At 63.1% G+C, this 19,708-nt stretch carries 20 protein-coding genes; 11 read left to right on the top strand and 9 right to left on the bottom strand.

What is annotated here, in order from left to right; translation table 11 throughout:
* The first annotated feature begins 4 nt into the window (after positions 1 to 4).
* From purS to FY036_RS16760, 7 genes are all read left to right on the top strand, one after another.
* The gene (gene purS, locus FY036_RS16790) at positions 5 to 247 is read left to right on the top strand and encodes a phosphoribosylformylglycinamidine synthase subunit PurS (RefSeq protein WP_148915886.1); all 243 of its coding nucleotides are present in this window, start codon (positions 5 to 7) and stop codon (positions 245 to 247) included.
* A gap of 1 nt (position 248) precedes the next feature.
* The gene (gene purQ, locus FY036_RS16785) at positions 249 to 917 is read left to right on the top strand and encodes a phosphoribosylformylglycinamidine synthase subunit PurQ (RefSeq protein WP_148915885.1); all 669 of its coding nucleotides are present in this window, start codon (positions 249 to 251) and stop codon (positions 915 to 917) included.
* On the top strand, positions 914 to 1,321 hold the full coding sequence (locus tag FY036_RS16780) for a hypothetical protein (RefSeq protein ID WP_148915884.1): 408 nt from the start codon (positions 914 to 916) through the stop codon (positions 1,319 to 1,321). Before purQ ends, FY036_RS16780 begins: the two co-directional genes overlap by 4 nt.
* A gap of 16 nt (positions 1,322 to 1,337) precedes the next feature.
* The gene (gene purL, locus FY036_RS16775) at positions 1,338 to 3,533 is read left to right on the top strand and encodes a phosphoribosylformylglycinamidine synthase subunit PurL (RefSeq protein WP_148915883.1); all 2,196 of its coding nucleotides are present in this window, start codon (positions 1,338 to 1,340) and stop codon (positions 3,531 to 3,533) included.
* A gap of 17 nt (positions 3,534 to 3,550) precedes the next feature.
* Positions 3,551 to 3,784: a BolA/IbaG family iron-sulfur metabolism protein gene (locus FY036_RS16770; protein WP_148915882.1), complete on the top strand. Its 234-nt coding sequence runs from the start codon at positions 3,551 to 3,553 to the stop codon at positions 3,782 to 3,784.
* An 88-nt stretch (positions 3,785 to 3,872) separates the two neighbouring features.
* Complete coding sequence (gene grxD / locus FY036_RS16765) at positions 3,873 to 4,208, top strand: Grx4 family monothiol glutaredoxin (protein ID WP_148915881.1); 336 nt, start codon at positions 3,873 to 3,875, stop codon at positions 4,206 to 4,208.
* A 98-nt stretch (positions 4,209 to 4,306) separates the two neighbouring features.
* Positions 4,307 to 5,548: a multidrug effflux MFS transporter gene (locus FY036_RS16760; RefSeq protein ID WP_148915880.1), complete on the top strand. Its 1,242-nt coding sequence runs from the start codon at positions 4,307 to 4,309 to the stop codon at positions 5,546 to 5,548.
* On the opposite strand, the gene ttcA is transcribed toward FY036_RS16760, so the two are convergent.
* The gene (gene ttcA / locus FY036_RS16755; RefSeq protein ID WP_148915879.1) at positions 5,523 to 6,398 is read right to left on the bottom strand and encodes a tRNA 2-thiocytidine(32) synthetase TtcA; all 876 of its coding nucleotides are present in this window, start codon (positions 6,396 to 6,398) and stop codon (positions 5,523 to 5,525) included. The genes FY036_RS16760 and ttcA overlap by 26 nt on opposite strands.
* A gap of 125 nt (positions 6,399 to 6,523) precedes the next feature.
* Here ttcA and FY036_RS16750 point away from each other — a divergent pair, with 125 nt between their 5' ends.
* Positions 6,524 to 7,558 (top strand): glycosyltransferase family 2 protein, encoded by a 1,035-nt coding sequence (locus FY036_RS16750; protein WP_148915878.1) that lies wholly within the window; start codon positions 6,524 to 6,526, stop codon positions 7,556 to 7,558.
* An 8-nt stretch (positions 7,559 to 7,566) separates the two neighbouring features.
* Here FY036_RS16750 and FY036_RS16745 read toward each other — a convergent pair whose 3' ends face one another.
* From FY036_RS16745 to FY036_RS16720, 6 genes are all read right to left on the bottom strand, one after another.
* Positions 7,567 to 9,135 (bottom strand): glycosyltransferase family 39 protein, encoded by a 1,569-nt coding sequence (locus tag FY036_RS16745; protein ID WP_148915877.1) that lies wholly within the window; start codon positions 9,133 to 9,135, stop codon positions 7,567 to 7,569.
* A gap of 24 nt (positions 9,136 to 9,159) precedes the next feature.
* Positions 9,160 to 9,777, bottom strand: coding sequence for a 30S ribosomal protein S4 (gene rpsD / locus FY036_RS16740; protein WP_148915876.1), 618 nt, complete (start codon positions 9,775 to 9,777; stop codon positions 9,160 to 9,162).
* A 228-nt stretch (positions 9,778 to 10,005) separates the two neighbouring features.
* Positions 10,006 to 10,311: a flagellin gene (locus FY036_RS16735; RefSeq protein ID WP_148915875.1), complete on the bottom strand. Its 306-nt coding sequence runs from the start codon at positions 10,309 to 10,311 to the stop codon at positions 10,006 to 10,008.
* 149 nt (positions 10,312 to 10,460) lie between these two features.
* Positions 10,461 to 11,270: a glutamate racemase gene (gene murI / locus FY036_RS16730; protein WP_148915874.1), complete on the bottom strand. Its 810-nt coding sequence runs from the start codon at positions 11,268 to 11,270 to the stop codon at positions 10,461 to 10,463.
* Complete coding sequence (locus FY036_RS16725; protein WP_148915873.1) at positions 11,263 to 12,108, bottom strand: RNA methyltransferase; 846 nt, start codon at positions 12,106 to 12,108, stop codon at positions 11,263 to 11,265. The genes murI and FY036_RS16725 overlap by 8 nt, the downstream gene beginning before the upstream one ends.
* A 58-nt stretch (positions 12,109 to 12,166) precedes the next feature.
* Positions 12,167 to 13,060 (bottom strand): alpha/beta fold hydrolase, encoded by an 894-nt coding sequence (locus tag FY036_RS16720; protein ID WP_148915872.1) that lies wholly within the window; start codon positions 13,058 to 13,060, stop codon positions 12,167 to 12,169.
* A gap of 141 nt (positions 13,061 to 13,201) precedes the next feature.
* Between FY036_RS16720 and FY036_RS16715 the strand changes: the two genes are divergently transcribed.
* The 3 genes from FY036_RS16715 to FY036_RS16705 all read left to right on the top strand — a co-directional run bounded on the left by FY036_RS16715 (position 13,202) and on the right by FY036_RS16705 (position 15,530).
* A complete protein-coding gene (locus FY036_RS16715) occupies positions 13,202 to 14,416 on the top strand; it encodes an NADP-dependent isocitrate dehydrogenase (protein ID WP_148915871.1) in 1,215 nt (404 codons plus the stop codon).
* Between the two features lie 5 nt (positions 14,417 to 14,421).
* A complete protein-coding gene (locus FY036_RS16710) occupies positions 14,422 to 15,063 on the top strand; it encodes a glutathione S-transferase family protein (RefSeq protein WP_148915870.1) in 642 nt (213 codons plus the stop codon).
* Between the two features lie 101 nt (positions 15,064 to 15,164).
* On the top strand, positions 15,165 to 15,530 hold the full coding sequence (locus FY036_RS16705) for a PRC-barrel domain-containing protein (protein ID WP_161601156.1): 366 nt from the start codon (positions 15,165 to 15,167) through the stop codon (positions 15,528 to 15,530).
* 55 nt (positions 15,531 to 15,585) lie between these two features.
* On the opposite strand, the gene alaS is transcribed toward FY036_RS16705, so the two are convergent.
* Together alaS and recA are read right to left on the bottom strand one after the other, a co-directional pair.
* Positions 15,586 to 18,249 (bottom strand): alanine--tRNA ligase, encoded by a 2,664-nt coding sequence (gene alaS / locus FY036_RS16700; RefSeq protein ID WP_148915868.1) that lies wholly within the window; start codon positions 18,247 to 18,249, stop codon positions 15,586 to 15,588.
* A gap of 171 nt (positions 18,250 to 18,420) precedes the next feature.
* Positions 18,421 to 19,518 (bottom strand): recombinase RecA, encoded by a 1,098-nt coding sequence (gene recA / locus FY036_RS16695; RefSeq protein ID WP_148915867.1) that lies wholly within the window; start codon positions 19,516 to 19,518, stop codon positions 18,421 to 18,423.
* Positions 19,519 to 19,708 lie beyond the last annotated feature (190 nt).

The raw sequence follows: 19,708 nt of genomic DNA, 5'->3' as shown, positions 1-19,708 counted from the left end.
ACAGATGATCAAGGCACGCGTCACCGTAACGCTCAAGAACGGCGTTCTAGACCCGCAGGGCAAGGCCATCGAAGGCGCGCTTTCCGCGCTGGACTTTTCGGGCGTCGGCTCGGTCAGGCAGGGCAAGGTGTTCGACATAGAGGTCGAGGGCTCGGACCGGGAGGCCGCCGAAGCCGACATCAAGGCGATGTGCGAGAAGCTTCTGGCAAACACCGTGATCGAGAACTATCAGGTGGAGATCGGCTGACGTGAAATCCGCGGTCGTTCTTCTCCCCGGCCTCAATCGCGACCGCGACATGATCGCGGCGCTGACCAAGATCGGCGGCCAGGCACCCGCCACCGTCTGGCAGACGGACACCGAAATCCCGGACGTGGATCTGATCGTCATTCCGGGAGGTTTCTCCTACGGCGATTATCTGCGTTGCGGGGCCATCGCTGCCCGAATGCCGGTCATGCGCGCTGTAGCCGAGAAGGCTGCCAAGGGCGTCATGGTGATGGGCGTCTGCAACGGCTTCCAGATTCTGCTGGAGGCCGGCCTGCTGCCGGGCGCGCTGATGCGCAACGCCTCGCTCAATTTTGTCTGTCGCGAGGTGAAGCTGGAAGTCGCAAACGCCAACACGGCGTTCACGCGGGGCTATACGCCCGGCCAGATCATCCGCTGCCCCGTCGCGCATCATGACGGCAACTTCTTCGCCGACGCCGAGACGCTGGCGCGTATCGAAGGAGAGAGCCAGGTCGTGTTCCGCTATGCCGATGGGACCAATCCCAACGGCTCGCTCAACGATATCGCCGGCGTCATCAGCGACGGAGGCAACGTTCTGGGGTTGATGCCACACCCCGAAAATCTGATCGAGGCCGCGCATGGCGGTACCGACGGCCGCGCGCTGTTCGAGGGACTGCTGGGGAAAGCCGCGTGAGGGCGCTGGCGGGTGCTGCCTGTCTGGTGGCGCTTACGCTGCTTGCCGGCTGCCAGTCGGGCACCACGCCCGCCGCTGAGGTGTCGCAGGGCAAGAGTGCGGCCCTGCGCAACATGGAACAGGTGGCAATTGCCGCTCATCGGTGCTGGTTCGCCTCGCGCGATCCTGCCTTCAGCGACTACAGCTTCGCTAACGAGCTCAACTCATTTACCGGTCGGCCGCGCTTTCTGCTCGTGCCGCGGGGCAATTTCGGCGGCAGACCGCTTCTGGTGGTGCAGGCCGAAGGTGCCGCCGGCAATGTCACCACCTTCGGCCCGCTGATGGATCAGCCGGCTGGCGCACGCATCTCGGCGGACATCCGCCGCTGGTCTTCAGGCGACGGCAACTGCGCCGGCGCCGCCTGAATTTTCGGACGACGAAATGACGATTCGCAACGATATCCCCATTACCGACGACCTGATCGCCTCGCACGGCCTCAAGCCCGACGAGTATCAACGCATCCTCGACCTGATCGGGCGCGAGCCGACCTTCACCGAGCTCGGCATATTTTCGGCGATGTGGAACGAGCACTGCTCCTACAAGTCTTCCAGGAAGTGGCTGCGCACCTTGCCTACGTCGGGTCCGCGCGTGATCCAGGGGCCGGGCGAGAATGCCGGTGTGGTCGATATCGGCGACGGCCAGGCAGTGGTCTTCAAGATGGAGAGCCACAACCACCCATCCTACATCGAGCCTTACCAGGGGGCGGCGACCGGTATGGGCGGCATCCTGCGCGACGTGTTCACCATGGGCGCGCGGCCCATCGCGGCGATGAACGCGCTGCGTTTCGGCGAGCCGGACCATCCCAAAACCCGTCACCTCGTATCGGGCGTGGTGGCAGGTGTTGGCGGGTACGGCAATTCCTTCGGCGTCCCGACCGTTGGCGGCGAGGTGCAGTTCGACGCGCGCTACAACGGCAACTGCCTCGTCAACGCCTTTGCCGCCGGTCTCGCCGACACGGATGCGATCTTCTATTCCAAGGCGTCGGGCGTCGGCCTTCCAGTCGTCTACCTCGGCGCGAAGACAGGCCGCGACGGCGTGGGCGGTGCCACCATGGCGTCGGCCGAGTTCGACGAATCGATCGAAGAAAAGCGTCCGACCGTGCAGGTGGGCGACCCCTTCACCGAAAAGTGCCTGCTGGAGGCCTGCCTCGAGCTCATGGCGTCGGGCGCGGTCATCGCCATCCAGGACATGGGCGCGGCCGGCCTGACGTGTTCCGCGGTGGAAATGGGCGCGAAGGGCGACCTCGGCATCCGGCTCGATCTCGACCGTGTGCCTGTGCGCGAACAACACATGTCGGCTTACGAGATGATGCTGTCGGAGAGCCAGGAGCGCATGCTCATGGTGCTGCGCCCCGAGCAGGAAGAAGAGGCCGAGGCCATCTTCCGCAAGTGGGGGCTGGATTTCGCAATCGTCGGCGAAACGACAGACGATTTGCGCTTCCGCGTCTTCCATCAGGGCGAGGAAGTGGCCAACCTGCCGATCAAGGAGCTGGGCGACGAGGCTCCCGAATACGACCGCCCGTGGGTGGAGCCCAAGGCCCCTGCCCCGCTCGGCCCCGTCCCGCAGGTCGATGTCGCTGACGCGCTGCTGAAGCTGCTCGGCTCGCCCGACCTGTCTTCGCGCCGCTGGGTGTGGGAACAGTACGACACGCTCATTCAGGGCAACTCGCTGCAGATCCCAGGCGGCGATGCCGGTGTGGCGCGCGTTGAGGGCCACGAGACCAAGGCTCTGGCCTTCTCGTCCGACGTGAATCCACGGTATTGCGAAGCCGACGCCTATGAAGGCGGCAAACAGGCCGTCGCTGAGTGCTGGCGCAACCTGACGGCCACCGGAGCCCTTCCCTTGGCCGCTACCGACAACCTCAATTTCGGCAATCCAGAGCGGCCGGAGATCATGGGGCAGCTCGTCCATGCGATCAAAGGTATCGGCGAAGCCTGCCGCGCGCTCGACTTCCCGATCGTCTCCGGCAACGTGTCGCTCTACAACGAGACAAGCGGCCAGGGCATCCTGCCGACGCCCACCATCGGCGGCGTCGGGCTCATCGACGACTGGTCGAAGATGGCCCGCATCGGCTTTGCCGCGGCGGATGAAATCGTCGTTCTGATCGGCCCGAAAGGTGCTTGGGGGTGGCACCTGGGCCAGTCGGCGCTGCTGCGCGAAGTCTTCGGGCGCAGCGAAGGCGCGCCGCCGCCGGTCGATCTGGCGCACGAGAAGCGCGCCGGCGACTATGTGCGCCAGCTGATTCGCGATGGCGTCGCCACCGCAGCGCACGACCTCTCGGACGGCGGGCTCGCGGTCGCACTCGCCGAGATGGCGATGGCTTCGGGTATCGGCGCGACCGTGGACACATGGGGCGCGGACGAAGCCGCGGCATTCTTCGGCGAGGATCAGGGCCGTTACCTGGTCACCGTCTCGCGCGAGAATTTTGGCAAGCTCCACGGCGATCCCGCCCTTGCCGTCTCGCAGATCGGGACAACGGGCGGCTCATCCTTGAAGCTCGGAAACGCGCGTGCCATATCAGTCGAAGAATTGAAGGCGGCGCATGAAGGCTGGTTTCCGGCCTACATGGGGCAGTAGAAGACGGGGCACCTGCAATGGCGATGGACGCGCGCGAGATCGAACGGCTGATCAAGGAAGGTATTCCGGACGCCGTCGTCACGATTCGCGATCTGGCCGGCGATGGCGACCACTATGCCGCGGAAGTCGTGGCCGAAAGCTTTCGCGGCAAGAGCCGGGTGCAGCAGCACCAGATGGTCTATCAGGCGCTCCAGGGCAACATGGGCGGGGTGCTTCACGCGCTGGCTCTCCAGACCAGCGTCCCCGACTGACGTTGCACGCTGCCCGCATGTGCAATACATAGGGGGCAAGCCATAAATTTCGCCGGGCCTTGAACCCGGCCGCGAAAGGACGAGCCAGATGAGCGAGATCGCCGGATTCATCGACAACGAGGTCAAGGGCAGCGACGTAGTGCTCTTCATGAAGGGCACGCCGGGCTTTCCGCAGTGCGGCTTCTCCGGGCAGGTGGTGCAGATTCTCGATTATCTCGGGGTGGACTACAAGGGCATCAACGTGCTCACCTCCGACGAGCTTCGCCAGGGCATCAAGGAATATTCCAACTGGCCGACCATCCCCCAGCTCTACGTGAAGGGTGAATTCGTCGGCGGGTGCGACATCATCCGTGAGATGTTCCAGGCCGGCGAACTGCAGGAATTCTTCACCGAAAAGGGTGTGAGCGTACGCGGCGCGGCCTGACCGCTTCCCGCGCCTTCTTCTTCCGGAAGAAATTGAGATAGCGATGCGCCGGCTCCCCCGGCGCATTTTCGTCTTCCATCATCACAGGAGCACCGGTCATGCAGAAATCGACCGGAGAGCAGCCGACCGCCGGGTTGGCCTTGCCGCGTTTCGAGTTCATCGCGCTTGCCGCGGCACTCATGGCGCTCAACGCGCTGGCGATCGACATCATGCTGCCGGGCCTGCAGGAGATCGGGGCTGACCTCGGCGTCGCCGACGAGAACGCGCGCCAGTTCGTCATCACCGCATACGTCACCGGCTTCGGCCTGACCCAGCTCTTCTTCGGCCCTATATCGGATCGCTATGGGCGAAGAGTGCCGCTGCTGGCGGGCATGGTCGTCTATGTAGCGGCTGCGTTTGCGTGCGCCTTCGCACCAAGTTTCGGTGCGCTTCTAGCTCTGCGTTTCGTGCAGGGGCTCGGCGCTGCTGCCACGCGCGTCATCGCCGTTTCCATCGTCCGCGACACATTCGGCGGCCGCGCGATGGCCGAGGTCATGTCGCTGGTCTTTATGGTCTTCATGATCATCCCTGTCATCGCGCCCGGCGCGGGACAGGTGCTTATGTTGGCCTTCGACTGGCCGTCGATCTTTATCTTCATGGGATTGGTCGGTCTGGCGTTCACGGTGTGGACCTGGATGCGGCTGCCCGAAACGCTGAAGGACGAGTACCGGCGTCCGCTTCGGGCGGCCGTTATCATCGACGGCTTCCGCATCGTCGCCACCAACCGCATGTCGGTCTGCTACACGGTGGCAATGACCAGCATCTTCGGTGCGCTGTTCGGCTTCATCAATTCCGCCCAGCAGGTCTATGTCGGCATCTACGAGGTCGGAACGATGTTTCCCGTCTTCTTCGCCGTCGTTGCAGGCCTCATGGCGGTGTCGTCCTTCGCCAATTCGCGGCTTGTCGGCAGGCTCGGCATGCGACGGCTGGCCCACGGCGCGCTTCTGGCCTTCATCGTGCTGACGGGCACGGTCTTCGCCCTTTCCCTGCAAGGCCCGGTGCCGCTATGGCTGTTCACTGGCCTGTTTGCCCTCGCCATGATGACGTTCTCCTGGATCGGCGCGAACTTCAATTCGCTGGCCATGGAGCCGCTCGGCCACGTCGCCGGCACTGCGTCCTCGGTGCAGGGCTTCGTCCAGACGATCGGCGGCGGGCTCGTCGGTGCGGCCATCGGGCAGGCGTTCGACGGCACGGTAATGCCTTTGTCGGCAGGCTATTTCTTCTCGGGCTTGCTGGCGCTTGTGATGGTGCTCATCGCTGAAAAGGGTAAGCTCTTCAGGCAGCAGAACCCGGAAGTCTGAGCGCGTCGGCCTCTTCGCCGAGCAACGAAAAATCAAAGAGGTTGCGGTCGAGCAGATGGCTCGGGCGCACGTGGCCCAGCGCGCGGATCATCGTATCCTTGCGCCCCGGCATCCTGCGCTCGATATCCTCAAGCATGGCCTTCATGGCGTTGCGCTGAAGTCCGTCCTGGCTGCCGCAGAGGTCGCAGGGGATGATCGGAAAGGACATCGCGTCGGCGAATTTCGCGAGGTCTGCCTCGGCACAATAGGCAAGCGGCCGCAGCACCATCGTGTCGCCATCGTCGTTCATGAGCTTCGGCGGCATCGCCGCCAGCCGCCCGCCGAAGAAGAGATTCAGGAAGAAGGTCTCGAGGATATCTTCGCGATGGTGGCCGAGGACCAGCGCCGCACAGCCTTCCTCGCGCGCGATCCGATAAAGGTGGCCGCGCCGCAGGCGCGAGCACAACGAGCAGTATGTGCGATTTTCCGGGATCTTTTCGGTAACGATCGAATAGGTGTCCTGATACTCGATGCGGTGCTCGACGCCGACCGACTTGAGGTATTCCGGCAGGATGTGCTTCGGGAAACTGGGCTGCCCCTGATCGAGATTGCAGGCCAGCAGTTCCACTGGCAGGAGGCCGCGCCATTTCAGATCGAGCAGAAGCGCCAGCAACCCGTAGGAATCCTTGCCGCCCGAGAGCGCCACCAGCCAGCGCTGGCCGGGCGTCACCATGGTGAAGTCTTCCAACGCCTGGCGCGTATCGCGCAGCAGCCGCTTGCGCAGCTTGTTGAACTCGACCGAGGACGGCGCATCTCGGAACAGCGAGAAATCCGCGATCGGCTCGTCCTCCAGCGTTTGTTGCGCCTGCATATCTTAAACCGCTCTGCCTATATCGAGATCGGCCACTAAGCATACGGCCCCTCACCGCGCAACGTTGTTGCCGCGCATGATCCACGCTGTTAAGAGCCGCTCACGAAGCGACGGAACCCTATCGAATGCCCAGATCAAAGCAGCCCCCCGCCCTGTCCGTGGTGGTGCCGGTTCTCAATGAGGAAGACGCGATTCCTGCATTTCTCGAGCGGACTGCTCCCGTTCTGGAGACGATTTGTCGAGAGCAGCTCGACGGGCGGACGTACGAAATTCTGTTCGTCGACGATGGCAGCAGCGATCGCACCGCGCAGATCGTGGTGGAAGCCGGTGAGCGCAACCCATCCATCAAGCTGGTGCGGTTGTCGCGCGCGTTCGGCAAGGAGGCCGCGCTCGCGGCGGGCCTTACCTATGTCGAAGGCGACGCCGTGGTGCCGATGGATGTCGACCTTCAGGACCCCCCGGAAGTCCTGCCGGCGATGGTCGATGCCTGGCTCGAAGGGGCTGAGATCGTCAACGGGGTTCGCACAAGCCGTCGCGAAGACACATGGCTGAAGCGATCGACGGCGAGGCTGTTCTACCGCCTCTACAACGCCGCTTCCGACATTCCAATCAAGCGCAATGTGGGGGACTTCCGGCTGCTTGATCGTGCCGTCGTGGATGCGCTCAACAGCCTGGCCGAAGGTTCACGCTTCACCAAGGGTCTCTACTCGTGGGTCGGCTACCGCAATGTGGACGTCGAGTACGAGCGCCCTGCGCGCCTCCACGGCGAAACCAAGTGGTCCTATCGCAGGCTGGTGCGGTTCGCGCTCGACGGGCTCATCGCGTCGACCACTGCGCCTCTACGCATCTGGAGCGTGGCAGGCCTGCTGATCGGTCTGTTCGCTCTGGCCTTCGCCATCTATCTCGTGGTGCGAACCCTCGTCTGGGGTGTGGACGTTCCAGGTTACGCCTCGACCATGGTGGTGATCCTTTTCCTCGGGGGCCTCAACCTGCTGTCGCTCGGCATCATGGGCGAATATGTTGGCCGCATCTCGCAGGAAGTGCGCGGCAGGCCGCTCTATGTGGTCCGCGAGGTATACGGCATTCCGCCTGCAGCCGTGCCGAAGCCACACAGCCGCCGCAGCGTTGGCCGCAAAAACCCGATCGAAAACAAGCTGTAGGGCGGCGCTCAGTTGCTCGCCTGTTGCCGCAGAGCGGCAGGATAGCGCATGTAGAGTGTGTAGTCCCACTCGCGCGGACCGCCTGCGCCTTCAACGGCAGGGATGCTCAGCTCGACCGTGTCATCGATGGCACCCAGCAGCGTCGCAGCGTCGTCGTCGCAACCCGGCACCTTGGTGCTGGCAAGGCAGATGAAGACCGCGCCGAGACGCTCGACATCCTGCACGCTGACCCAGGGTGAAACCGCGAAGCTGCCCTGGACGGCCTGCGGCGTATCCGGCGCATAGAACGAAACGCCGTTGGCGAGGAAATCGTCACGCGAGGCGACGATCGCAAGCGGCGTCGCGGTGCGCTCGTGCCAGCTTTCCTGCACAAGCTGCGCCAGCACGGAAACGGGCACGACGGTGTTGGACGAGGCGCGCTGCATGTGGCTGCTCCTCAGCCAGGGCGTCATCGCCAGCACGATGGCGCAGAACACGACGACGGCCGCCGGCGCAGCGTACCAATAATGTGCGGCATTTGCCGGGGAGACCGCCAGCGCAAGCAGGATAGGCACGGTGAAGAAAAACGGCATCACCCACAGCGACGACAATTGGGCGCTCAGCGCCAGCGCGATAATCATTGTCAGCAGCGCCGAACCGGGGCCGACGAAAAGCAGTGCCCTGCCCTGCGCGTTCGCCGTCAGATCGCGCCAGCCAGCCGGGATGAGCGTTGCCGCGCCAGCCTTCGGCTTGCGCCAGTAAAGCAAAGCTATGACCACGCCTGGCAACGAATACAGCAGAAAAGCCACAAGGAAGGAGCCGACACTGGACAGCGCGGTCGCAAAGGTGCCGTCACCCTGCTCGGCGGCGTAGGTCACGGTCGTGAAGCCGGACTGGACGATCCACCACGCGTGCGGCGCCACGACGATCGCACCGGTGATCGCAGCTGCCCAAGGGAGTGCGGACCGCAGCAGCGGACGCGTCTCGCGATCCCAGATAAAGTGCGCGCTCAGCGCGATGATAAGCACCAGCGAATGATACTTCACCAGCATCGCGAGGCCGCAGAAAAGACCTACCAGGCATGCATCCAAGAGGCTGCGTCGTTCGATCGCGCGCAGATAAAACAGGAATGCGAGCGCCCAGAACGGAAGCATGCCCGCGTTGGCGTTGTAGTCCATCGCGTGAAAGCTGAGCGGCGGAAGCACGAAGATCATCGCCACGGCGACGACCTGCTGCCATTCCGTCAGGAAGCGCCGTGAAATCAGCCACATGACGATGGCGGCGGCTGCGACGTTGACGCTGGAAAGAAGATAATAGGCCGCGTTGGTGCGCGGAAAAACGGAGAACCAGGCCGCCGTTATCCAGCCGAAGAGCGGCGGATGCTTGTCATAGCCGAGTTGCCAGGCAATGCCCCAGGCAAAATTCTCGACCATGTCGCCATGGCGATCTAGATTGTACTGGGCGAAATCGCGGTGAACGACCCAGAAGCCGACATAGAGGGCCAGCAGGCCCAGAACCCATACGAGGGCGCCGCCGGGAGGCCCAGAGCGGTACCGATGATCGATGGCGGAAACCAGTCCGTTGCGGGTATCCGCCATCGTATCCTCTTGCAGGCGTGGTGATTAGCGCGAGTAGAACTCGACCACCAGGTTCGGCTCCATCTGCACCGCGAACGGCACGTCGGCCAGGCCGGGAACGCGATTGAAGGTGGCGACCATCTTGTTGTGATCGGCCTCGATGTAGTCCGGCACATCGCGCTCGGCAAGCTGCACCGACTCCAGAACCAGCACCATCTGCTTGGACTTTTCGCGCACTTCGATGACGTCGCCCGGCTTGCAGCGGTAGGAGCCGATGTTCACGCGGCGGCCGTTGACGTTCACGTGGCCGTGGTTGACGAACTGGCGGGCTGCGAAGATCGTCGGCACGAACTTGGCGCGGTAGACGACCGCATCCAGACGCGACTCGAGCAGGCCGATGAGGTTGTCCGGCGTATCGCCCTTGCGGCGGTTGGCCTCCTCATAGGTCTTGCGGAACTGCTTTTCGGAAATATCGCCGTAGTGGCCCTTCAGCTTCTGCTTGGCGCGGAGCTGCAGACCGAAATCCGACAGCTTGCCCTTGCGGCGCTGGCCGTGCTGGCCGGGGCCGTATTCACGGCGATTGACCGGGGACTTCGGGCGACCCCAGATATTCTCGCCCATACGGCGATCGAGTTTGTACTTCGCGGATTCGCGCTTGCTCATCGCATTTCCTTTCAATGCATTGCGCCCGAAACCTCGTGTTTCGAGCGAAGGAAACGCGCCCTCCTCTGGCCTCCTTTTTCGAGACCTGACAGGACATCCCACGCACGCTTTGCGAAGATGTCCACGGGACACGTCAATAAGACGCCGGCCATTTCGAGCCAGCGATGGCGGTCAGATATGGGAAAGCAGGCGATTTGTCAACGCGCGAAACCGCAGGCATATCACCGGTCAGGTGAGCAAATTCAAAAGGGCCTGCGGGGCGGCGTTGACGATGTTCATCGTCTCCATGGCAAGCTGCTTTTGTATCTGCATTGCAGACATGCGCGCGGAGTTCGCATTCAGGTCCATCGACGATATCGCCCCAACGCCCGCCGCTTCGCCTGCAGCGTCGCCTAAGGCTGTGAGTTCGCCCTTCAGCCCGAACGAAAAATCGACATGCTCTTTCACATCGAGCGAGTGCTGCCGTTCTTCGGCAGCGTCGTCGATGGCAGCGGCTGCTCTCGTCAGCAAGTGGCCCAGGAACGACGTCGCCATGGTTCAAGCCTTCGCAAGGTCGGGACAAGAAACATGCCGCGGCTAGGCTTCGGCCGACGTCAGCATCATGCCATCCTTGGGCATCACAATGCCGGGACCGTCATTGCCCACACTGACACAGGTGTTTTGCCAGATTGCTTCGGCAAATGCTAAAATGCCTGCGATTCAGCCGACAAACCGAACCCTTTCACGAGCCTCAGCATGTTCGCGGACGGCTTCTGCGACGAGAACACCGCGATGTCCGGCTTCTCCGCTACCGGCAAGCCTCCACTTTGCCCCCCTTGCGGGAGCAACGACAGGGCACGGCGCGCGATGGCTTCGGCGGGGTCGATCCAGTCTACCGGCCAGGGCGCCGTCTTGCGCATGCGGTTGACCAGAAACGGATAGTGGGTGCACGCCAGCACGACTATATCCGTGCGCCGCCCGTCTTCCTCCATGAAGCACGGGGCGATCTCGGCCCGCACCGCGTCCTCTTCAACGAACCCGTCACGCATGTAGGTTTCGGCCAGCGCGGCCAGCCGGGTGCTGCCAACGAGGCGCACATGGCATCGCGAGGCCCACTCGTGGATGAGGTCGCGCGTGTACTGCCGTTTCACCGTCCCGGGCGTAGCCAGCACGGACACGAGGCCCGAGCGCGTGCGCTCCGCCGCTGGCTTGATCGCAGGCACCGTGCCGACGAACGGCGTGCCGGGAAACGCCGCGCGTAGTTCTGAAAGAACCAGCGTGGAGGCCGTGTTGCAGGCGATGACGGCGATTTCCGGGTCATGCTCTTCTATCAACCCTGAAAAGAGGCCGACGATACGCGCGCGCAACGCCCCCTCCTCCCAGTCGCCATAGGGAAACCCGGCATCGTCGGCCACGTAGACGAAACGGCGATCGGGCATCACCACGCGTGCCTCGCGCAATACTGTCAGCCCGCCGACTCCAGAATCGAACAGCAGGATCGGACGGTCACTCACCGTCGGGCTCCTGCGCGCTGTGAGCCTTGGCGTCCGCCTTGGCCTTGCGATCGGGATAGGCGGCGCCCCGCGGTTCCTTGGGCGAGAAATAGTCGAGTGAGGCGACGATGCCGCGCAGCACCTTGATCTCGGCTTCCGCAAAAGCGGGGCGTGTCAGAACCGCACGCAGATTATCCACCATCTTGGGCTTCTTGGCCGGAGGCCGGAAATAGCCGCGTGCGGACAGCGCCTGCTCCAGATGATCGAACAGCCCCTGCAGCGCCGCCTTGGGGGCCGGCTTCATTTGCGGGCCTGAAAACGGCGTCGCCGTCTCGCTTTCCAGTCCCGATTTCATCCACTCATACGACATCAGCAGCACGGCCTGCGCAATGTTGAGCGACGCGAAGGCTGGATTGACGGGAAAGGTGACGATCTCATCGGCCAGCCCGACCTCTTCATTGTAGAGGCCGAAACGCTCGCGCCCGAACAGGATGGCCGTCTTCTGGCCGGAAGCGAAGCGGTCTCGCAGTATGCGGCCGGCCTCCACTGGCCCGCGCACGGGCTTGAAACCGTCCCTTTCACGGGCCGTCGTCGCGATCACGTAGTTCATGTCGGCAATGGCTTCCGGCAACGTATCGAACACGGCCACGCCGTCTATCACATGATCGGCCTTCGAGGCGGCCGCCCTCGCCTTTTCGCTTGGCCAGCCATCGCGCGGGTTTACAAGGCGCAACTCCGCAAGCCCGAAATTGGCCATGGCGCGCGCAACCATGCCGATATTCTCGCCAAGCTGAGGCTCGACCAGCACGATCGCCGGCCCTTCCTTTATCATCCGTCGCACGTGGTCCGTGCCTGCCATTCCTGTCTCCGCATCGCAAAGCCGCTCACTCGCACAGTTTGCGCAAAAACGGAACGGCTCACCGCGCGGCGAAGTCGCGGATCGCCTGCGCCACCCGTTTCGGCTGTTCGTGCAATATCCAGTGCCCGGCATCGGAAACGCGCTCGACGGTCAGATCGGGCGCAAAACGGTCCAGCCCTTCCAGGCACGAAGAACGAAGCGCCTGATCGGCCTCGCCCCATATCACCAGATGCGGCATCCTGATGGCGAAATGCTCCTCTGGCATATCGAGGATCATCGCGCTTTTCCCCTTCCCGCCCACTGCGGGGACCACCAGCGGGGAGGCGCGATACCAGTTCAGCATGCCGGTGAGCACGCCCTCTTTCGACCAGGCTTCGCGGTATGCGCAGCGCATCGCTTCGTCCATGAAGCCGGCGCTGGAGAAACCTTCGATCATGCGCAGCAGCCTGCGGTTGTCATCCTGCGACAACAGCGTTTCCGCATCGTCTGCGCGCAACCGGTTTATGTACTGGCTTGCCTGTCGCTGGCCCTCGTCTTCGAGGATTGCGCGCTGGAAGCAGACGGGGTGCACACCGTTAGCAATGACCAGATGCGACAGCCGGTTCGGATGCGCCATGGCGTATGCATAGGCGACCGACGCACCCCAGTCGTGGCCCGCCAGAACGAACGGCCTTGCCGGCGACAACCTGTCGGCGAGCGAAGCCAGATCCGCGACCATATGCCTGACGCGATAGTTCTCCACTCCGGCGGGGCAGGAAGAAAGGTTGAAGCCGCGCTGATCCGGCGCGACAAGAAAAAAATCTGCCGCGAGCTCTTTCATAACGCCGGCCCAAGCCGCCCAGTATTCGGGAAAGCCATGCAGGCAGATGACTAGCGGTTTGTCGTGGTCGCCGAGCATCGCGACGTGGAGCGAAACGTCGCCGGCGTCGTGCCTCTCGAACCGGAATCTCATTTCGGCGCCAGCCTTCCCTGCCTGCGGATTTCGGCTCGCCGCATGGCTTTGCCTTCCCCGCACACGATGCTATAGGGGCCGCAAATCCAAGTCGAACCCAGCGGGACGGTTCGTCCCAACTCCAGAAACGAGGCATTTCTCATGGCGAAGATCAAGGTGGAAAATCCAGTCGTCGAGCTCGACGGCGACGAGATGACCCGCATCATCTGGCAGTTCATCAAGGACAAGCTGATCCACCCCTACCTTGATATCGACCTGAAATATTACGACCTCGGCATGGAGAGCCGCGACGCGACGGACGATCAGATCACGATCGACGCTGCGGAGGCGATCAAGAAGTATGGCGTCGGCGTCAAATGTGCCACCATCACGCCTGACGAGGCACGCGTCGAGGAGTTTGGCCTCAAGAAGATGTGGCGGTCGCCCAACGGTACGATCCGCAACATTCTGGGCGGCACCATCTTCCGCGAGCCGATCATCATGAAGAACGTGCCACGTCTCGTGCCCGGCTGGACCAAGCCGATCGTCGTCGGCCGCCACGCCTATGGCGACCAGTATCGCGCGACCGACTTCAAGTTCCCCGGCAAGGGCAAGTTGTCGATGAAGTTTGTCGGCGAGGACGGTCAGGTGATCGAGCACGAGGTGTTCGACGCACCGGCAGCTGGCGTCGCCATGGGCATGTACAATCTGGACGAATCGATCCGCGATTTCGCGCGCGCCTCGCTCAACTACGGCCTGCTGCGCGGATGGCCCGTGTATCTGTCCACGAAGAACACCATCCTCAAGGTCTATGACGGCCGCTTCAAGGACATCTTCCAGCAGGTCTACGAGGCCGAGTTCGAGGCCGCCTTCAAGGAAAAGAAGATCTGGTACGAGCACCGCCTCATCGACGACATGGTCGCTGCCAGCCTCAAGTGGTCGGGTGGCTATGTCTGGGCGTGCAAGAACTATGACGGCGACGTGCAGTCCGACACCGTGGCGCAGGGCTTCGGCTCGCTCGGCCTGATGACATCCGTGCTGATGACGCCGGATGGCCAGACTGTCGAGGCCGAGGCCGCGCATGGCACCGTCACCCGCCACTACCGCCAGCACCAGAAGGGCGAGGAAACCTCGACCAACTCAATCGCGTCGATCTTTGCCTGGACCCGTGGCCTGGCGCACCGCGCCAAGCTCGACAACAACAACGAACTCAAGCGCTTTGCAGATACGCTCGAGCGGGTCTGCATCCAGACCGTCGAATCGGGCTTCATGACCAAGGATCTGGCGCTGCTTATCGGCGCTGACCAGCCCTGGCTCTCGACCACCGGCTTCCTCGACAAGATCGACGAGAACCTCAAGAAGGCCATGGCCGCCTGACGGCCATGGACGGCAAGCCGAGGCTCTACGGCGCGGACTACAGTGTCTATGTGCGCATCGCCCGGCTTGCCCTCATCGAAAAGGGCGTCGACCACGAACTCGTTCCGGTCGACGTCTTCGCACCCGGCGGCCCGCCGGCGTGGTATCGGGATCTGCACTCGTTCGGCAAAATCCCGACCTTCGAGCACGACGCCCTGCGGCTTTACGAAACCGCGGCCATCACCCGGTACATAGACGATGCCTTCGACGGCCCTCGCCTGCAACCGGCGCTTGCGCGCGAGCGCGCGACGATGAACCAGATCGTCGGTCTTATCGACGCATATGCCTACCGCACGCTGGTCTGGGATATCTATGTCGAGCGTGTCAGCAAGCCACGCGACGGCAAGCCTTCCGACGAGGCGGCTATTGCAGCCGCCCTGCCCCGCGCTCGGACATGCCTCGCCGCATTGTCGGCATCGCTCCAGCCGGGGAGTTGGCTGTGCGACGGAGATTTGACGCTCGCCGATCTCCATGCCGCGCCGGTGATGGCCTATTTCGTCAAGGCGCCTGAAGGCCGCGCCATGCTGGCTGACTTCACGCTTCTGTGCGAATGGTGGGAGCGGATATCCACGCGTCCATCGTTCATCGCGACGCAGCCGACTGCCTGACGCAGGCCTGCGGCGTTACACAAGGGCGTTATCGGCGAAGCCGGGCGAACTTTTGGCGCTTTCGCGCATTTCGACCATGCAATTCGAAACGGAGCGATGACATGTTTTCAAGAAGAATCCCGATTGCCCTGGCAGCCACCGGCCTCATGGCCGGAGCCGCGTTCGCGCAAAGCACCTGGGTCGAGATCGACGATCGCGTGCAGGTGCCCGCCTTCAGCGCGACGGCGGATCAGGTCGATGACTGGGACGTTTACGACGCTGCCGGCACGGAAATCGGCGAGGTCGAGGAAGTCGTCGGCCCCGATGCAAGCACGCCCACGGCTCTGGTAGTGGATTTCGAAGGCAACGGCGGCTATGCCGATCAGGACGTCGTTATCCCGATCGACCAGTTCAGCCTTGAAAACAACCGGTTGGTCCTGAATGCCGATCCTGCCGCGGTAAGCAGCATGGAAATCTGGACCGACTGATCTGACGATCCTCAGTAAAAGGCCGCCTTCGAGGCGGCCTTTTATTGCCTGCCAGTCAGGCCGCCAGAACAGCCTTGACCGCGTCGATCGCCTCGCCGGCCCGGGCGCCATCCGGGCCGCCTGCCTGAGCCATGTCGGGCCGCCCGCCGCCTCCCTGGCCGCCGATTGCGGCAGAAGCCGCGCGCACGAGATCAACGGCCGAGAAACGGTCGGTCAGATCGTCTGTCACGCCTACCACAACGCTCGCCTTGCCATCTTCAGCCGTACCGACGAAAACAACCACGCCGGAGCCGAGCGATTTCTTGCCCTCATCGGCGAGCGGCTTGAGGTCTTTCGGCGAGACGCCCGAAACCACCCGACCGAGAAAGCCTACGCCTGCGACGCTCTCGCCTTCGTCAGCGCCTGCCGAAGCGGAGCCCCCGCCGAGCGCCAGCTTCCTGCGCGCATCGGCCAGTTCGCGTTCAAGCTTCTTGCGCTCGTCCAGCACGGCCTCCAACCGCGAAACGACATCGGCCGGCGCGACTTTCAGCGCAGCCGCCGCAGCCTTGAGGCGCCGGTCCTGCTCGTCGAGATGCAGCCTCGCCGCCTCGCCGGTCAGCGCCTCGAGGCGGCGCACACCCGACGCGACCGCGCTTTCGGCCACAACCCGCACAAGACCGATGTCTCCGGTGGCGCCGACATGCGTGCCTCCGCACAGTTCCACCGAATAGGGCTTGCCGGCCTTGTCGCCATGCAGCGACGTGCCCATGCGCACGACGCGCACCTCGTCGCCATATTTCTCACCGAAGAGCGCCATCGCGCCCTCGGCAATTGCATCGTCAACCGCCATCAGGCGCGTGGTAACCGGCGCGTTCTGAAGCACGATCTCGTTGGCGTAGGCCTCGATCTTTTCCATTTCTTCGGCCGAAATCGGCTTCTGATGCGAGAAATCGAAGCGCAGCCGCTCGGGCGCCACGAGCGAGCCCTTCTGGGCGACGTGCGTGCCCAGCACCTCGCGTAGCGCCTCGTGTAGCAGATGCGTCGCCGAGTGGTTCGAGCGGATTTTCATGCGGCGCGCGCGGTCCACCTTCATTTCCACCGCGGCGCCGACCTTGACCGAGCCTGAGGCAACCCTGCCGAGATGGACGAAGACGCCTTCGCCCTTCTTCTGCGTGTCGGTCACGTCGATGGAGAATCCTTCGCCTGCAATCGTTCCCGTATCGCCGACCTGACCGCCCGACTCGCCGTAGAAAGGCGTCTGGTTGACGACGACGGCGACGCTTTCGCCTTCGCTGGCATCGGCGGCTTCGGTACCATTCTTTACCAGCGCCGTGACAACGCCCTCGGCACTCTCCGTCTCGTAGCCGAGAAATTCCGTAGCACCGACACGGTCGCGCACCGAGAACCACACGCGCTCGGTGGCCGCTTCACCGGAGCCGCCCCAGTTGGCTCGCGCCTCGGCCTTCTGCTTTTCCATCGCGACGTTGAAAGCATCGAGATCGACGGAAATGCCGCGTTGGCGCAGCGCATCCTGCGTGAGATCGAGCGGGAAGCCGTAGGTGTCGTAGAGCTTGAAGGCCGTCTCGCCATCGAGGCGATCACCCTTGCCGAGAGTCTGGGTCGCGTCTTCCAGCAGCCCCAGCCCGCGTGCCAACGTCTTGCGGAATCGCGTTTCCTCGAGTTTCAACGTTTCGGAAATCAGCGCTTCACCGCGCACCAGTTCGGGATAGGCCGATCCCATCTCGCTCAGCAGCGCGGGAACGAGCTTGTGCATCAGCGGATCGCCGGCACCCAGAAGCTGAGCGTGGCGCATCGCGCGACGCATGATGCGGCGCAGCACATAGCCGCGGCCCTCGTTTGACGGCAGCACACCATCAGCGATCAGGAAGCAGGATGAGCGCAGATGGTCTGCGATCACACGATACGAAGCGACATTGTCCGCGGCCGGCCCCTTGCCGAGCGCGGAAGCCGTAGCATCAATAAGGTGACGGAACAGATCGGTCTCGAAGACGCTCTCGACCCCCTGCAGGATCGACGCCATACGCTCCAGCCCCATGCCTGTGTCGATGGACGGGCGCGGCAGCGGCACCTGCACGCCGGGTTCCGTCTGCTCGAACTGCATGAAGACGAGGTTCCAGAACTCTAGAAACCGGTCGCCATCCTCCTCCGCACTTCCCGGAGGTCCGCCCCAGATATGCTCGCCGCGATCGATGAATATCTCCGAGCACGGGCCGCACGGGCCGGTATCGCCCATCGCCCAGAAATTGTCGCTGGTGGGGATGCGAATGATCCTGTCGTCGGAAAAGCCCGCGATCTTCTTCCAGTAGTCGGCCGCCTCGTCGTCGGTGTGGTAGACGGTGACCAGCAACTTGTCCTTCGGTAGGCCGAAATCCTTCGTGATGAGGTTCCAGGCAAGCTCGATAGCCTGCTCCTTGAAGTAGTCGCCGAACGAGAAATTGCCGAGCATCTCGAAGAAGGTGAGATGGCGCGCGGTGTAACCGACATTGTCGAGATCGTTGTGCTTGCCGCCGGCTCGCACGCTCTTCTGTGCAGTCGTGGCTCGGACATAGGGGCGCGTTTCGAGACCGGTGAAGACGTTCTTGAACTGCACCATGCCGGCATTGGTGAACATCAGCGTCGGGTCATTACGGGGCACGAGCGGGCTGGAGGCCACAACCTCGTGCCCGTTCTTGCGGAAGTAGTCGAGGAAGGTCGACCGGATATCGTTGACGCCACTCATGCTGATGCCTTCGTGAAAAACCGCGATGGTTCGCGGCAATGGAAAGAATGTGGAGATGGCTTTTAACGTTCGCGAATCCGGCTGTCCAGAAATCCCGCAGAGGCGCGAACAAACGAAAAAGCCGCCGACGCGGAAGCGCCGACGGCTGGACCATGCAACAGGCGCGGCAGCTTACATGCCGGAAGCCTCATCGACATCATTGCCGTCCTGATCGCCGGGACCGCCATTATCCAGGAACTTCTCGGCAATCAGCCCGGCATTCTGGCGCAGCGCCAGTTCGATCTCGCGGGCGGTCTCAGGGTTGTCGCGCAGGAACAGCTTCGCGTTCTCGCGCCCCTGGCCGAGACGCTGGGAGTTGTATGAGAACCAGGCCCCCGACTTCTCCACGATGCCGGCCTTGACGCCGAGATCGACCAGTTCGCCCGTCTTCGATACGCCCTCGCCATACATGATGTCGAATTCGACCTGCTTGAAGGGCGGAGCGAGCTTGTTCTTGACCACCTTCACGCGTGTCTGGTTGCCCACGACCTCGTCGCGATCTTTCACCGCGCCGATGCGCCGGATGTCGAGACGGACCGAGGCGTAGAACTTCAGCGCGTTGCCGCCTGTCGTCGTCTCGGGCGAGCCGAACATCACGCCGATCTTCATGCGGATCTGGTTGATGAAGATCACCATGCAGTTCGAGCGGGAGATGGAAGCCGTTAGCTTGCGCAGCGCTTGGCTCATCAGGCGGGCCTGAAGGCCCGGCAGGGAATCGCCCATCTCGCCCTCGATCTCTGCCCGCGGCGTAAGGGCTGCAACCGAGTCGATCACCAGCACGTCGATCGCGCCAGAGCGCACCAGCGTGTCGCAAATCTCCAGCGCCTGCTCGCCCGTGTCGGGCTGCGAGATCAGCAGGTTTTCCAGATCCACGCCCAGCTTGCGGGCATAGACGGGGTCCAGAGCGTGCTCCGCATCGACGAACGCACAGATGCCACCCTTCTTCTGCGCCTCGGCCACCGTATGCAGCGCCATGGTCGTCTTGCCGGAGCTTTCCGGGCCGTAAATCTCGATGATGCGTCCCTTGGGCAGGCCGCCGACGCCCAGCGCGATGTCGAGGCCGAGAGAGCCCGTCGAGACCGTCTCGATCTCGACCACCTGCTCGTTAGCCCCCAGCCGCATGATCGAGCCCTTGCCGAAAGCCCGCTCGATCTGCGAGAGCGCCGCATCCAGAGCCTTTGATTTGTCCACCGAACCGTCCTCAACAAGCCGCAATGAATTCTGTGCCATAGTACCTTACCCCTTGGTCGTCAGCGAAGCCGGTCAGTCCGGTGTCCCTGAGTTTTTTGTACCTTTTTTGTTCCCTTTTGGCAATAGCACCTACGGTATTGTTATTACTTGATAATTTTGATTTGTTCTATTTTTGTCCTATCCGAAACGTTCTAGGGCGCGCATTGTCGCAGCCCGCACGAGTACGTGA

This window comes from Neoaquamicrobium microcysteis, assembly GCF_008180155.1.
GTDB lineage: Bacteria > Pseudomonadota > Alphaproteobacteria > Rhizobiales > Rhizobiaceae > Aerobium > Aerobium microcysteis.
This window is presented reverse-complemented; position numbering and strand designations above follow the sequence as displayed.

What these genes read in the sequence shown, in the direction of transcription:
- rpsD (WP_148915876.1), bottom strand. Translation starts at nt 9,777, where the DNA reads ATGAGCAAGCGCGAATCCGCGAAGTACAAACTCGATCGCCGTATGGGC.
- FY036_RS16760 (WP_148915880.1), top strand. Translation starts at nt 4,307, where the DNA reads ATGCAGAAATCGACCGGAGAGCAGCCGACCGCCGGGTTGGCCTTGCCG.
- FY036_RS16710 (WP_148915870.1), top strand. Translation starts at nt 14,422, where the DNA reads ATGGACGGCAAGCCGAGGCTCTACGGCGCGGACTACAGTGTCTATGTG.
- recA (WP_148915867.1), bottom strand. Translation starts at nt 19,518, where the DNA reads ATGGCACAGAATTCATTGCGGCTTGTTGAGGACGGTTCGGTGGACAAA.
- purS (WP_148915886.1), top strand. Translation starts at nt 5, where the DNA reads ATGATCAAGGCACGCGTCACCGTAACGCTCAAGAACGGCGTTCTAGAC.
- purL (WP_148915883.1), top strand. Translation starts at nt 1,338, where the DNA reads ATGACGATTCGCAACGATATCCCCATTACCGACGACCTGATCGCCTCG.
- FY036_RS16715 (WP_148915871.1), top strand. Translation starts at nt 13,202, where the DNA reads ATGGCGAAGATCAAGGTGGAAAATCCAGTCGTCGAGCTCGACGGCGAC.
- FY036_RS16750 (WP_148915878.1), top strand. Translation starts at nt 6,524, where the DNA reads ATGCCCAGATCAAAGCAGCCCCCCGCCCTGTCCGTGGTGGTGCCGGTT.
- ttcA (WP_148915879.1), bottom strand. Translation starts at nt 6,398, where the DNA reads ATGCAGGCGCAACAAACGCTGGAGGACGAGCCGATCGCGGATTTCTCG.
- FY036_RS16745 (WP_148915877.1), bottom strand. Translation starts at nt 9,135, where the DNA reads ATGGCGGATACCCGCAACGGACTGGTTTCCGCCATCGATCATCGGTAC.
- alaS (WP_148915868.1), bottom strand. Translation starts at nt 18,249, where the DNA reads ATGAGTGGCGTCAACGATATCCGGTCGACCTTCCTCGACTACTTCCGC.
- grxD (WP_148915881.1), top strand. Translation starts at nt 3,873, where the DNA reads ATGAGCGAGATCGCCGGATTCATCGACAACGAGGTCAAGGGCAGCGAC.
- FY036_RS16720 (WP_148915872.1), bottom strand. Translation starts at nt 13,060, where the DNA reads ATGAGATTCCGGTTCGAGAGGCACGACGCCGGCGACGTTTCGCTCCAC.
- FY036_RS16770 (WP_148915882.1), top strand. Translation starts at nt 3,551, where the DNA reads ATGGCGATGGACGCGCGCGAGATCGAACGGCTGATCAAGGAAGGTATT.
- FY036_RS16705 (WP_161601156.1), top strand. Translation starts at nt 15,165, where the DNA reads ATGTTTTCAAGAAGAATCCCGATTGCCCTGGCAGCCACCGGCCTCATG.
- FY036_RS16735 (WP_148915875.1), bottom strand. Translation starts at nt 10,311, where the DNA reads ATGGCGACGTCGTTCCTGGGCCACTTGCTGACGAGAGCAGCCGCTGCC.
- FY036_RS16725 (WP_148915873.1), bottom strand. Translation starts at nt 12,108, where the DNA reads ATGGCAGGCACGGACCACGTGCGACGGATGATAAAGGAAGGGCCGGCG.